At 43.7% G+C, this 13,375-nt stretch carries 10 protein-coding genes; 7 read left to right on the forward strand and 3 right to left on the reverse strand.

Translation table 11 applies throughout. The annotated features are described in order from the left end of the window. Nucleotides 1–112 precede the first annotated feature (112 nt). Together FSB76_RS22055 and FSB76_RS22060 are read left to right on the forward strand one after the other, a co-directional pair. Nucleotides 113–2,845 carry an MBG domain-containing protein gene (locus tag FSB76_RS22055; protein WP_147057197.1) on the forward strand — a complete coding sequence of 911 codons (2,733 nt, stop codon included), beginning with the start codon at nt 113–115 and terminating at the stop codon, nt 2,843–2,845. Next, nucleotides 2,842–3,525, forward strand: a complete 684-nt coding sequence (locus FSB76_RS22060; protein ID WP_147057199.1) for a hypothetical protein — start codon at nt 2,842–2,844, stop codon at nt 3,523–3,525. Before FSB76_RS22055 ends, FSB76_RS22060 begins: the two co-directional genes overlap by 4 nt. A gap of 424 nt (nt 3,526–3,949) precedes the next feature. On the opposite strand, the gene FSB76_RS22065 is transcribed toward FSB76_RS22060, so the two are convergent. Together FSB76_RS22065 and FSB76_RS22070 are read right to left on the reverse strand one after the other, a co-directional pair. Further along, nucleotides 3,950–5,428: an OmpP1/FadL family transporter gene (locus tag FSB76_RS22065; RefSeq protein ID WP_147057202.1), complete on the reverse strand. Its 1,479-nt coding sequence runs from the start codon at nt 5,426–5,428 to the stop codon at nt 3,950–3,952. Nucleotides 5,429–5,446: 18 nt separating this feature from the next. After that, the gene (locus FSB76_RS22070) at nt 5,447–6,376 is read right to left on the reverse strand and encodes a hypothetical protein (RefSeq protein WP_147057204.1); all 930 of its coding nucleotides are present in this window, start codon (nt 6,374–6,376) and stop codon (nt 5,447–5,449) included. Between the two features lie 100 nt (nt 6,377–6,476). Here FSB76_RS22070 and proS point away from each other — a divergent pair, with 100 nt between their 5' ends. From proS to FSB76_RS22090, 4 genes are all read left to right on the forward strand, one after another. Beyond that, nucleotides 6,477–7,949: a proline--tRNA ligase gene (gene proS / locus FSB76_RS22075; RefSeq protein ID WP_147057206.1), complete on the forward strand. Its 1,473-nt coding sequence runs from the start codon at nt 6,477–6,479 to the stop codon at nt 7,947–7,949. Between the two features lie 17 nt (nt 7,950–7,966). Continuing rightward, the gene (locus FSB76_RS22080) at nt 7,967–8,476 is read left to right on the forward strand and encodes a hypothetical protein (protein ID WP_147057208.1); all 510 of its coding nucleotides are present in this window, start codon (nt 7,967–7,969) and stop codon (nt 8,474–8,476) included. A gap of 79 nt (nt 8,477–8,555) precedes the next feature. Further along, on the forward strand, nt 8,556–9,695 hold the full coding sequence (locus tag FSB76_RS22085) for a cystathionine gamma-synthase (protein WP_147057210.1): 1,140 nt from the start codon (nt 8,556–8,558) through the stop codon (nt 9,693–9,695). A 72-nt stretch (nt 9,696–9,767) separates the two neighbouring features. Next, a complete protein-coding gene (locus tag FSB76_RS22090; RefSeq protein ID WP_147057212.1) occupies nt 9,768–10,592 on the forward strand; it encodes a TIGR02757 family protein in 825 nt (274 codons plus the stop codon). Between the two features lie 8 nt (nt 10,593–10,600). On the opposite strand, the gene FSB76_RS22095 is transcribed toward FSB76_RS22090, so the two are convergent. After that, complete coding sequence (locus FSB76_RS22095; RefSeq protein ID WP_147057214.1) at nt 10,601–11,026, reverse strand: hypothetical protein; 426 nt, start codon at nt 11,024–11,026, stop codon at nt 10,601–10,603. A 353-nt stretch (nt 11,027–11,379) separates the two neighbouring features. On the opposite strand from FSB76_RS22095, the gene FSB76_RS22100 reads away from it, so the two are divergent. Continuing rightward, nucleotides 11,380–13,347 carry a KUP/HAK/KT family potassium transporter gene (locus tag FSB76_RS22100; RefSeq protein WP_147057216.1) on the forward strand — a complete coding sequence of 656 codons (1,968 nt, stop codon included), beginning with the start codon at nt 11,380–11,382 and terminating at the stop codon, nt 13,345–13,347. The last annotated feature ends 28 nt before the right edge of the window (nt 13,348–13,375 follow it).

A 13,375-nucleotide genomic window follows, 5' to 3' on the forward strand; every position in this document is an offset into this window, starting at 1 on the left:
TGTATGTATTTTAAATAAACATTTCATAACTATTTTGATATTTGCGGCAATTTTGATACTTTTCCATAAATTTTTTAACTCAAACTTGCTTTAAAATTCCTAAACCGATAATATGAGGAAATTTTACCTTGTCATAACCTGCCTTATTTTATTTATTGTCCAAAATAGCTTCGCGCAAGCCCCGGCCATTAGTTACAGTGGTGCTGTTAAATTTACGGTAGGGGCAAAAGCAACCCTTGCTGCTCCCAAAAATACCGGTGGCGCCATACCTGCAGAAATTTACTCGAAAGTTAGTACGGTGGCCGGCAGCGGATACTATGGCTACAAAGATACCCTGGCCAAATATGCGCGTTTTGAAAACCCGGTTAGCGTTGCCCTTGATAGCAAAGGAAATATGTATGTTGCCGACGCCAACTTAAACATGATCAGGAAGATCTCGGCGAAAGGGCTGGTAAGTACATTTGCGGGCAACCCAAAAAAAGGTGCGAAAAATGGGCAGGATACCGCTGCGCGATTTAATTATCCTACAGGGGTAACCGTAGATAAAAATGACAACGTATACGTTGCTGATTTCAGCAATAACATGATCAGGAAGATAACGCCGGCCGGTTTGGTAAGTACATTTGCCGGCAATGTGAACGATGGTAATAAAAACGGCAACGGAACTGCTGCAAGCTTTAACCACCCGTACAGCCTTGTTTACGACGGTAAATCGGGCAATATAATTGTTGCTGATACTTATAATAACATGATCAGGTGGATAACACCATCGGGCGATGTGAGCACAATTGCAGGTACAGGAGCACCGGGACGTACTGATGGCTTTGGATCAAAAGCAACATTTAAAATACCCTATAGCGTTGCGGTAGATAAAAATGGGATAGCCTACGTGGCCGATCAGGGAAATAATTGCATCAGGCAGGTGTATACAGCAGCAAACGGCCCTGGTTTTGTGAATACCTTTACTGATACCACTTATATATCGCCATATGGCATCACCGTTGATAATTTGAACCGGGTATATCTTTCAACTGTCGAGGCTTACGGTATCATACAGTTCGATCAGGCCGGCAAACAAATCGGGCCGCTTCCATTTTCGGGGGGATCATACAAAACATTTAATGATGCTACCGATACTTTAAGTAGCTACAGGGGCAGCATGGGTTTAACCTTCGACGGTAAAAATAACCTGTTGATTGCCGACCAGGGCAATGACAGGATCAGAAAAGTAGCCGTTAACGGTTATACCGTAAACCCGCGTTTGCCATTGGGGCTAAGTATAGACAGCGCGGGTGTAATTAGTGGTATACCTTTATCTGTATCGCCTGCTAAAGATTATACGGTTACAGCATATAACAGCTCAGGTTCGTCAAGTGCAAAGGTGAGCATTGGGGTAGGCATCGGCTCGCAAACTATTACGTTTAATAAGCTGCCTGCTGTTACCTACGGTGCTGTTGATTATAGCCCCCTTGCCACAAGTACCGATACCGTGATCAGGATACGTTACAGCAGCAGCGATACAACAGTGGCAAGCATTGTTAAAGATAAAATACACATTAAAGCTGCGGGTACAACTACTATAACGGCCAACCAGGATGGGAATGTTAACTATACGGCCGCTGTGCCTGTTAGTCAGCCGTTAACTATTAATAAAGCGGTTTTAACGGTTGCTGCCGATGATAAAATAAAAACCATATTGAAAGACAATCCGGCTTTAACGGTTAGTTATAAGGGGTTTGTTTATGGGCAGGATACAACAGTAATACTTACAAGGCCTTCAATCAGTACCACAGCAACCACAAATTCGGCAGCGGGTACTTACCCCATAACCGCCACAGGCGCCAGTGCAAAAAATTACGCATTCAATTATGTGGCCGGTAAGCTGATTGTAGCACCTGTGCCGGTAATTACAGCTACAGGGTCAACAACTATTGTTAAGGGGGGCAGTGTTACGCTGTCGGCTTCGCCATCAACCGGTTATACTTACCAATGGGCGGTTGACGGGAAGGAAATAACAGGCGCAACAACTAATTCCTATGTCGCTACCAAAACAGGGGCTTATACGGTTGCCATCACTGCAAATAATTACACTACTTATTCCTTATATATCAGCGTTTTAACGCAGTTGCAGCTACCGGCCAATAATTTCAACATCAGCGTTGTAAGTGCAACCTGTAAGGGAAGTAACAATGGGCTCATCCACATAGCGGCATTGCAAAAGCTTAAATATACCGCTGCATTAACAGGAAACGGGCTGAACAAATCTTACCCCTTTACCGATTCATTAACGGTGAACAACCTGTCGCCAGGCGAATACAGTATCTGTTTTTCGGTTGACGGCGAAATTTTCAGCCAATGCTTCCAGGTAAAAGTTACCGAACCTAAAGACCTATCGGTTTACTCAACCGTCGATCCGAAGCTTAATAATTTGAACTTACAATTGGATGGCGGAACATCTTTCAGGATAGTATTAAATAGCGTAACGTATAATACTACACAAAATGAAATTAGCCTTCCGCTATCTGCCGGTTACAATAAACTCAGCATAACAACAGATAACCTATGCCAGGGCGTAATTGAAAAAGTTATTATAGTTGCCGATAAGGTTGTACCGTTCCCCAATCCGTTTCAAAACGTACTTAATGTTAATATCGGCAACCAAACCATCAATAACGTGGGTGTTAACGTGATTAATACCATGAGCGGTAAAACCGTGTTGAATAGCAAATACACCAATCAATCGGGTGTAATGCAGCTTGATATGTCGGCCCTGCCAAATGGGGTGTATTACCTTACTTTAAACCTGGATAACAATAAGTCAGGCTATAAAATTGTAAAAAAATGATGAAGCGTATTTTAAGTGTAGTAGCAATATTGGTTATCGTATCGTGCGGAAAAAAAGCGCCTGCACCTGCGCCGGGTATAGCAACTTTATCCGCACCGCTAAAAGATCAGCCCTGCCTTACAGGTACAGTAGTATCTGCCACAGAAAGCTCGGTTTCTTTTTCATGGAACGCGTCCTCGAACACAAACCAGTACGATTTAACGATAACAAACCTGTTAACCAAAACGGCAACAACGCAAACCACATCTGCAACAAGTGCAACGGTAAAACTGCTCCGTAACACTCCTTATTCCTGGTACATCGGTTCTAAATCAAATAAATCATCGGTTGTAACCAAAAGTGATACCTGGAAATTTTATAACGCCGGGCCAGGAGTTGTAACTTATGCACCCTTCCCTGCCGAAATTACGGCACCTGCATTTGGCGCTGTTTTAAGCGCTGGTACAACCAAAGTAAACCTAACCTGGAAAGGAAGCTCGGTAAGTTCAAATATTGTAGCTTACGATGTGTATTTTGGTCCATCGGGCAACCCCGATTTGTTCAGGAATCACATTACAGATACTTTTGTTAACGATATAACGGTAGGTGCAAATACCACTTATTACTGGCGCGTAGTTACTATAGATGCCAACGGCAATATCTCCGATTCGGGAACATATAATTTCTTTGTTCAGAAATAACAGTAAACGAAAGCTTGGAGGCTATCTAAACTCGGTTTGCTAATGTTTTTGATACGTGTAATTGAAGTGTCAATGCCGTACATAGGATGGCGGCTACTACTCACCCCGGCTACGCTGCGCTGGCCGACCCTCTTTCCGGCTGCGCCGCAAAGAGGGTTTGTTATTTAAAAATGGTTATAATCAGGTATTTACATCGGAATGGTTTCCCAAACCCTCTTTGCGGCGCAAGCCGGAGAGAGGGTGGTCGGGCGTAGCCTCGACCGGGTGAGTCGTAGCCGGCGTTCAACCCGATGATTATATAAATCCCAAAACGTGATGGGGGCATAAACCAATGACAGTTTTTTTATTTATAAACAAATTCTGTAAAAGAAAACGCCGCCTGCATTGATAAATGAGGCGGCGTTTTTGTTAAAATATCAACTTTTTAAAACGCGTATCCCAACGTCAGGAAAGCGTTATTGTTAGTCTTTTTCAAATCGGCTCCGGGGCTGCCTGTACCTATTTCGTACGGGTAAACTGTTTGGTTACCGCTTAAGTGCGCGTAGGTAGCATCAACATAGTAGTTACCAAAGCGTACACCAACACCGCCGCTTATAGTTTTAATATCGCTGCCGTTAGTTTTTAGCGGGCTACCCTGTATGCCATAACCGCCGCGCAGGTAAAACATGCTGTTAAGGCGCGCTTCGGCGCCTATATGGGCGTTAATTGTTGAGCGGTATAGCGCTTTTATGTTACCGTTGTCAAAATCGGCGCTATAACTATCGGTACTGCTGATGTGGGTTGTTGTGTAGTCAATATAATCTACATCGCCGGATATGAAACCATATTTACCTATAAAAATGGCTGCGCCGCCTGTTAATTTTAAAGGGGTACGCATGTTGTACGATAATGGATACTCTACCGGGCCGTTTTTAAAGCCGCTGTTATTGGCAAAATTGGTATTCAGGCCTTCGGAGTAAGAGTCGTCAATGGTATAATAGGTAGGCGAGGTAAAGGTAAAGCCTAAGCGCAGGGCGTTAACGGGTTTGTAAATTACTCCCAGCTTAACATTAGCGCCAGACCCTTTTGTAACCTGGTCTTGTATAAAATTGGAGTTAAAGCCAACATCTGTGCCCACGTTATTAACCAGTATATTGGCTGTACCTGTTTCATTAAACACGTTATAAGAGTTGTAGCGGATATCGGAAAAAGAAACCCCTAATCCAAAATATAACTTGTTGCTGTAGTTTGCGCCAAATGCCAGGTTAACTTCCGATTGCCCGCCTGTGCGGATGGTGTTGCTTAATTGATTTACGGTGCCAAACGCATTTCTGCGGTATTCGCTGCCGCCGCCGGTGGTGGCGTAGCTATCTATCAGGTTTTGCTGATAGGCCCAGTCATCCAGCCCGCCATCGCTTACCTGTCCATTGGCGTTGGCAATGCCTGCGTAATAGTCGCCTATGGAGTTGGTGGGGTTTTTACCGCCATAAGTAATGTTTTCATAAAAATTGTTGGTGCGGCTATAAGCTGCACCGTAGTTGATGCTTAGCCACCCTTTGGTTTTGTCGCGGCCTTTCGGCGTGCTCAGGCGCTGGTAAATTACAACAGAGGCGTTGCTGAAATTCAGGTTGCTTTTGCTATCGGTATTAAACTGGCCAAGGTAGGTTGAATTTACTTTCGACCCATCAAACTCCGGTGTAATGCTTGCCTCGGAGTGTGTAAAAAAGCCAAGCCCGGCTGGGTTACCGCTTATCGAACTTAAATCGCCCCCAATGGCTGTACCTGCGTTTCCTATACCTTTGATACGCGATGTTGAACCGGTTTGAAAGGTGCTGAAGCGAATAGCATCTTGCGAATATTGCGCAAAACTATCTTTGGTAATTGCTACTATAGCAATCACACTAAGTAAATATTTAATCTTCATAGATTTAAGCTGATAAAATTATGGTCTAACTGGTCTGCCGCCACCACCGCCGCCGCCGCTGTTACCGCCGCCGCCACCTGAACTTGAAGATGATGACGATGGGGCAGGAGAGGGTGAAGAACGTTCAACACTTTGGGTTTGCGGCCGGGTATCTTGTTGCCTTACAGGGCGCGAATCGCGCGAGTAACTGGTATTGCTGTTGTTTGAATTGCCGCGGGTAATTGTACCGTCGGTTGTTCTGTTTGCACGGCCGCCTGGTATATAACCAATACCGGTACGCGTAGGCGAGCCGGCACCAACCGGGCGGGCAGTACGTGTAAATGAACTTGGCGTGTAACCACGGCCGCTAAACGGACTGCCGGTACCACGCACAGGCCGCGGCGTACCAGATGAAGCATACCCTCCACGGCCATACCCGCCGCTGTATCCGTAACCGCCGCCATAAAGGCCACCGTATCCAAAACCGCCACCAAAACCGCCGTATCCATAACCATACGGGTAGCCATAACCTAAACCAAGGCCCCAGCCGCTGCCATATCCGTAACCATATCCAAGCCCCCAGCCGCCATAGGCGTATGGCGAATAGCCATAACCATAGGGGCCATAATTAAAGCCTAAGCTAAAGCCGCCGTTATAATAAGGGTTGCTGTAGCCGTAATACAAATTATCATAATAACTAAATGGAGAGTAATAACTGAAACGGTTTATACGTGATGCATAATCATCGTAGTAAAAATAATCGTCGTCATCTTCCTGCTGCACTTGTTGGTTATCAGCATCAGTTTGATTGTAAACAGGCTGCACGGCATAAATAGGCTCATCTCCTGCCTTCGCATTCGAAAAGTATACATCGTCGTTACTTACAGTGGTAGCGAGTTTTTGGGTGGAGCAGGAACTCAGTGCCAGGGCGCTGATGAGAAAAATTCCTATTGCAATATTCCGTTTCATATGCAGGTTTGTAAAAGTTCGGGTTCGAATAAGTTTTAAATTTATAAATTTGGGCGCAATATACAATAATTGCAAAGTCAAAAATTCTATTCCAATCAATATGAGCAAAGGTGTTATCAGTAAAGACGAAGATTATTCGCAATGGTTTAACGACTTAGTAATTAAATCTGACATGGCCGAATATTCGCCGGTTAGGGGCTGCATGATCATTAAACCGTACGGCTATTCTATATGGGAAAAAATACAGGCCGTGCTTGACGGCATGTTTAAAGATACCGGGCATAGCAATGCCTATTTCCCGCTGCTAATACCCAAATCGTTTTTCAGCAAAGAGGCCAGCCACGTTGATGGTTTTGCCAAGGAATGTGCTGTTGTTACCCACTATCGCCTTAAAAACGATGGTAATGGCAATATTATAGTTGATGAAGATGCCAAACTGGAAGAAGAGCTAATCATCCGCCCTACGTCAGAAACCATTATCTGGAATACTTACAAAGGCTGGATCCAGTCATACCGCGATTTACCAATCCTGGTTAACCAATGGGCCAACGTAATGCGTTGGGAAATGCGTACGCGCTTGTTTTTGCGCACCAGCGAGTTTTTATGGCAGGAAGGCCACACCGCCCATGCTACCGCCGAGGAAGCCATAGCCGAAACCGAGCAAATGCTGAATGTATATGCCGATTTTGCTGAAAACTGGATGGCACTGCCGGTAGTAAAAGGCCGTAAAACAGCTAACGAGCGTTTTGCAGGGGCATTGGATACCTATTGTATTGAGGCTTTAATGCAGGATGGTAAAGCCTTACAGGCAGGTACATCGCACTTTTTGGGGCAGAATTTTGCCAAGGCCTTTGATGTAAAGTTTACCAATAAAGAAAATAAGATAGAGCATGTTTGGGCAACCTCATGGGGGGTATCAACGCGCTTGATAGGTGCGTTAATTATGGCCCATAGCGACGATGCGGGACTAGTATTGCCTCCAAAACTGGCGCCTATACAGGTAGTAGTTGTGCCTATTTACAAGCACCAGGAAGAGCTGGACAATATATCGGCTTATGTAGATTCTTTAAAGAAAGAACTGAAGGCCAAAGGTATTTCTGTAAAATTTGATAACCGCGATACCCACCGTCCGGGAGCAAAATTTGCCGAGTACGAGTTGAAGGGCGTTCCATTGCGCGTAGCTATTGGTAGCCGCGATATGACGAACGGAACAGTTGAACTGGCCCGCCGCGATACCAAAACCAAGAATACCGTTAACCAGGAAGGGTTGGCCCAGCATATTGAAGCTTTGTTAGAAGAAATTCAGAACAATATCTATAAAAAAGCTTTCGATTTCCGTGCCGAAAACATGACCGAAGTTGATACCTACGAGGAGTTTAAACGCATGCTGGATGAGCAACCAGGCTTTATAAGCGCCCATTGGGACGGAACCCCGGAGACCGAGCAAAAGATAAAAGAGGAAACTAAAGCGACAATCCGTTGCATACCTTTGGATAATAAGCAGGAAGAGGGTAAGTGTATTTTGACGGGCGCTCCATCAAAACAACGAGTGTTATTCGCTCGCGCTTATTAGGTTAAAATTAGATGCATTTGGCCGGAGATAATTATTACATTATTCGCCTCGACTTTAAGTTTTATCAGCTTTACATTATATGGATTGGTGATGAAGTAGATGGGGTGTTGATTAATGATGACTTTAAGGTAATTGCATTTAAAACAGAAGCTGGCTTGTTGAAGTACTGGAACGAATATATAAATGGTTCAAATACCGAAGTGACCGGTTACGACGTTTATAAGGTTCAGCAATGGATAATAAATCCTTATCCTAAGTTTGATTGTAATGAGTTTTTGAACTTCTGGAACCTGTTCACAGACGTTGCAGAGTCGACAAAGCTTCAATTTACAGGAGATGCGAAAGAGGATGTCAGCAACGCTGTATATGATAAATTGTTTAACGCGAGTGACGGTTTTTGGGCCGATGAACCCAGCCCGATTTTTAATACTGCCGAGGTTGACATGTTAGCAGATGTAATGCAAAACGGTATTGATCTTTTGTTAAATAATGTTTCTGTTATCCAAGATGAAATAATCCTTCCCTAAAGGATAAAATACCAAACCTGCTTCCTCTTAGGGAAGGAAGCTCATCAAAAAATTCCCCCTTCAGGGGGGTAGGGGGCTTATGAAATTCGCAACTAAAGCAATACACGCAGGGCAGGAGCCCGATCCAACTACCGGCGCTATCATGACGCCGATATACCAGACATCTACCTATTGGCAAAAATCGCCGGGAGATAATAAGGGATATGAATACTCGCGTGGTACCAACCCAACCCGCAAAGCGCTTGAGGGCTGTTTGGCCGCATTGGAAAATGCCGAGTTTGGCCTGGCTTTTTCAAGCGGAATGGGCGCCACAGACGCCGTGATGAAATTATTACAGCCAGGCGACGAGGTGATTACCGGGAATGACCTGTATGGAGGCTCGTACCGTATTTTTACCAAAATATATGCTCACTATGGCATTAAGTTTCATTTTTTGGATCTGTCTGATCCCGAGATTGTTGCCGAGTACACCAACTCATACACCAAATTGGTTTGGATAGAAACACCTACCAACCCAACCATGCAGATCGTGGATATTGAGGCCATAGGCAAAATAACTAAAGAGAAAAATCTGCTGTTTGTGGTAGATAATACTTTTGCATCGCCATACCTGCAAAACCCTATCGATCTTGGTGCCGACCTGGTAATGCACTCTGTAACTAAATACATTGGTGGCCATAGCGATGTAGTAATGGGCGCGCTGATGACGAATGACGAGGACCTGTACAAAAGGCTTTGGTTTATTTACAACGCCTGTGGTGCCACGCCGGGCCCAATGGATAGCTTTTTGGTGCTTAGGGGCATTAAAACCTTGCACCTGCGCATGAAAGCCCATTGCGAAAACGGTCGCCAGGTAGCCGAGTTCCTGAAAACACATCCTAAAGTTGAAAAGATATATTGGCCGGGCTTTACCGATCATCCAAATCACGAAGTTGCCAAAAAACAAATGCGAGATTTTGGTGGCATGATATCTATCGTACTGAAAGATGCCGACCTGCAGGAAACATTCCGCATTGCATCATCATTTAAAGTATTTGCCCTTGCCGAATCATTAGGCGGTGTAGAATCACTGATTAACCACCCCGTAAGCATGACCCACGGATCTATCCCCAAAGCCGAACGCGAAAAAGCCGGTGTGGTAGATAACCTGCTGCGTTTAAGCGTAGGCGTAGAGGATATTGAAGATTTGCTGGAAGATTTGAAACAAGCACTGAATTAGAATCAAGAACCAAGAGTCAAGAATCAAGAGAGAAAAAAAGTCTTAACTCTTGATTCTTGACTCTTTTGTATTATGATCGAAAACCTCCAATCCTTCCTCGACGCTAAAGTTGCCCAATACAATCGCCCGGAGTTTATTGAGAACGACCCTATAGTAATACCGCACCTGTTCAGCAAAAAACAGGATATCGAGATTATGGGTTTTTGGGCGGCTACCCTGGCCTGGGGGCAGCGGGTTACCATTATCAAGAAGTGTAAGGAACTTATTACGTTGATGGATGGGGCGCCCTATGACTTTATCATCAACCACGAAGAGCCCGATCTTAAGAAGCTATTAAGCTTTAAGCACCGCACTTTTAATGATATCGATACATTGTACTTCATCAGCTTTTTTAGATATCATTATGAAAACTTTGATTCGCTGGAGGATGCATTTATGCCCCCTAACCCCCTGAAGGGGGAACCACAGGTGGCAAATCAAAAAGCTCCCCCTTTAGGGGGTTGGGGGGCCGAGGATCATCTCAATTACTTTCGTTCGTATTTTTTCTCCCTGCCCGATTATCCGAGCCGCACTAAAAAACATGTGTCCTCGCCATCGCAAAAGTCGACCTGCAAACGATTGAATATGTTTTTACGTTGGATGGTACGGCAGGATAATAGTGGCGTCGATTTTGGTATCTGGAACCGCATCAAACCTGCCGACCTGATCTGTCCGCTTGATCTGCATGTAGACAGAGTCTCCCGCAAATTGTTGCTCATCACCAGGAAACAAACTGATTGGCAAACTGCCCTTGAACTTACAGCGCGATTGAGGAAGTTTGATCCGCTTGACCCGGTGAAATATGATTTTGCCTTGTTTGGTTTGGGGATTGAGGAGCGCTGGGGCGTGCAGTTTTAGGCACCCATTTAATTTGCCGCCTTTTTGATCCCAAAATCTATTAAGGTTATCTCGTCGCTTCTTATCTTTCTGCCTTTCAACTCCTCATAAAAACCGATGATGTCGCTTTTTTTGATACCTGATTTACTGAGCGCATATGCCCATTTTATAACTGCAATTTCCCGGTTGGTAGCATAAATGTTATCTTTTGTACTTGCACCCGTCTGAATCCTTTGGCCATCATATTCATGCCCTTTTATAGGTGTCCAAAAATCAAACCTGCCACCATCTTTTGATTCGGCTAAAATTTTGTTTTTAACGTCGGCAGTAATAGTTGCAGAAGTATCTGTTGAATTTGTTTGAGCAAAAGCCGTTGTTATGTTAGTTAAAAGACCAATGGTAACGATTGTTTTAAGCAGGTGCTTAAATATGACCTTTTTACGAATGTTATTCATGCTTTTTTGTTCTAAAAATACAAAGTTAAATACATCAATGGTTTACGGAGTGCGATTTTATTGATTTTAAAGAATTTAATTTCTTGCTATCATTCTGATAAAACCTATCATTTTGATAGGTTTTTAGATGTTTATAAAACGCTGTATTTTATAGTTAATTATCTGTAAATCATATTTTTAATTATAATAATTGCCCTGTAGGCATATGTTTTGACTACGAGGCTTCGTTATTAAAAACAGTTTATGGTGATAATATTTCCTTGTTGCAGCGGTCAACATTCAATGTGGCTGCAAAAAAATCCCTGGCAACAGTATTGTCACCTTTTCAATCCCCTAATTTTTTTATTTATTAAATGAACTCACACGTTAAGCACCTCACATTTGCGGGCATGATTGTTACGCTCGGTATCATTTTTGGCGATATCGGTACTTCCCCGTTGTATGTATTTCAAACCTTACTGGTCGAAGGCGGCAAGGTAAACCAGGAACTTGTTTTAGGCGCCATCTCCTGTATTTTTTGGACACTAACCCTGCAAACAACTTTCAAATACATTATCATAACCCTGCAGGCCGATAACAAGGGCGAAGGTGGTATTTTTTCCCTTTACGCGTTGGTTAGGCGCTACGGTAAATGGCTGGCAATTCCCGCCATTATTGGCGCCGGAACATTACTTGCAGATGGTATTATTACGCCGCCTATCTCGGTTACGTCGGCTATCGAAGGATTAAACCTGGTTCCCTATTTTTCAAATATTATTGTTCCCGGTAATAACCTTATTTTGTTGATTGTAATATTGATCATGGTACTGCTTTTCTTTTTTCAGCAGTTTGGAACTAAGGTTGTTGGCGCAGCATTTGGTCCGGTGATGCTCATGTGGTTCATGATGCTGGGTTTATTGGGTACTATGCAGGTAATGCACTACCCCAGCATATTTAAAGCGTTGAGCCCGTATTATGGCGCGCATTTGTTGATGACCCATCCTAAAGGCTTCTGGTTGTTAGGTGCCGTATTTTTGTGTACTACAGGTGCCGAAGCCTTATATTCAGACCTGGGCCATTGCGGTCGCAAAAACATCCAGATCAGTTGGATTTTTGTAAAAACTACATTGGTACTTAACTATCTTGGTCAGGGTGCCTGGGTATTATCTCAAGCTCCTGGAAAAGACTTTACAGGGGTAAACCCTTTCTTTGAGATTGTTCCTCACCAGTTCCTTATCCCAAGCATTGCATTGGCTACACTTGCTACCATCATTGCCAGTCAGGCCCTCATCAGCGGTTCGTTTACATTGATTAGCGAGGCCGTAAGCATGAACTTTTGGCCGCGCATAACTATCAAATATCCATCAAACATTAGGGGGCAAATTTATATACCGAGTGTTAACTGGATACTTTGCGTTGGGTGTATCCTGGTGTCACTTTACTTTCGCACATCGGCCGCTATGACCAATGCCTATGGCTTTAGTATTACCATAGCTATGCTTAGTACTACTATTTTAATGTATTACTTTATGCGCTATGTGAAACATTGGCCGGTGTGGTTGGTAACCATCATCCTGTGCGTATTTTTAACGGTTGAGTTCTCATTTTTCTTAACTAATGCAGTTAAAATATTAAAACGTTTATTCTTTGTAGGTTTTGAAGTTGGCCTGATATTTACCATGTACGTTTGGTTCAGGGCGAGGAAGATCAATAACCGTTTCCTGCATTTTGTAGATATTAAAGAAAAATTACCCCTGTTAAACGCACTTAGTGCCGATACTACCGTAAATAAATACGCTACGCATCTGATCTATTTAACCAAAGCCAACAACAGCAAACAGATAGAAGAAAAGATCATCTACTCCATCATGAGCCGCCGCCCTAAACGTGCCGATATCTATTGGTTTGTGCATATTGAGCGTACAGACGAGCCTTATACCATGGAGTATAGTGTTGACCATATTGAACCGGGCAAGGTTATCCGCATCGAGTATCGCTTAGGGTTCAGGATCCAACCGCGGGTAAATGTGCTGTTCCGTAACGTGGTAGAAGATATGGTGAAACGTAAGGAAATTGATATTACCAGTAAATACGCATCGCTTAAAGAATACAATATCCCTGCCGATTTCAGGTTTGTAATTATGGAAAAATTCCTGAGCTATAACAACCTGTTCAGCGTGAGCGAAGGATTTATATTGAACAGCTACTTCGCCATTAAAAAACTGGCCCAGTCAGAAGCCAAAGCTTTCGGCCTGGATACCAGCGAAACCCGGATAGAAAAAATACCGTTGGTGGTTAAGCCGGTAAGTAATTTGCATTTGAAAAGGGTGGAGCCGGTGTAGGTGAGTGGTTGATTAAGTTGATTGGGTG

The organism is Mucilaginibacter ginsenosidivorax, from assembly GCF_007971525.1.
GTDB classification, from domain to species: Bacteria; Bacteroidota; Bacteroidia; order Sphingobacteriales; family Sphingobacteriaceae; genus Mucilaginibacter; species Mucilaginibacter ginsenosidivorax.

Coding starts and splice junctions, on each gene's coding strand:
- FSB76_RS22055 (WP_147057197.1), top strand. CDS start 113: ATGAGGAAATTTTACCTTGTCATAACCTGCCTTATTTTATTTATTGTC.
- FSB76_RS22060 (WP_147057199.1), top strand. CDS start 2,842: ATGATGAAGCGTATTTTAAGTGTAGTAGCAATATTGGTTATCGTATCG.
- FSB76_RS22065 (WP_147057202.1), bottom strand. CDS start 5,428: ATGAAGATTAAATATTTACTTAGTGTGATTGCTATAGTAGCAATTACC.
- FSB76_RS22070 (WP_147057204.1), bottom strand. CDS start 6,376: ATGAAACGGAATATTGCAATAGGAATTTTTCTCATCAGCGCCCTGGCA.
- proS (WP_147057206.1), top strand. CDS start 6,477: ATGAGCAAAGGTGTTATCAGTAAAGACGAAGATTATTCGCAATGGTTT.
- FSB76_RS22085 (WP_147057210.1), top strand. CDS start 8,556: ATGAAATTCGCAACTAAAGCAATACACGCAGGGCAGGAGCCCGATCCA.
- FSB76_RS22090 (WP_147057212.1), top strand. CDS start 9,768: ATGATCGAAAACCTCCAATCCTTCCTCGACGCTAAAGTTGCCCAATAC.
- FSB76_RS22095 (WP_147057214.1), bottom strand. CDS start 11,026: ATGAATAACATTCGTAAAAAGGTCATATTTAAGCACCTGCTTAAAACA.
- FSB76_RS22100 (WP_147057216.1), top strand. CDS start 11,380: ATGAACTCACACGTTAAGCACCTCACATTTGCGGGCATGATTGTTACG.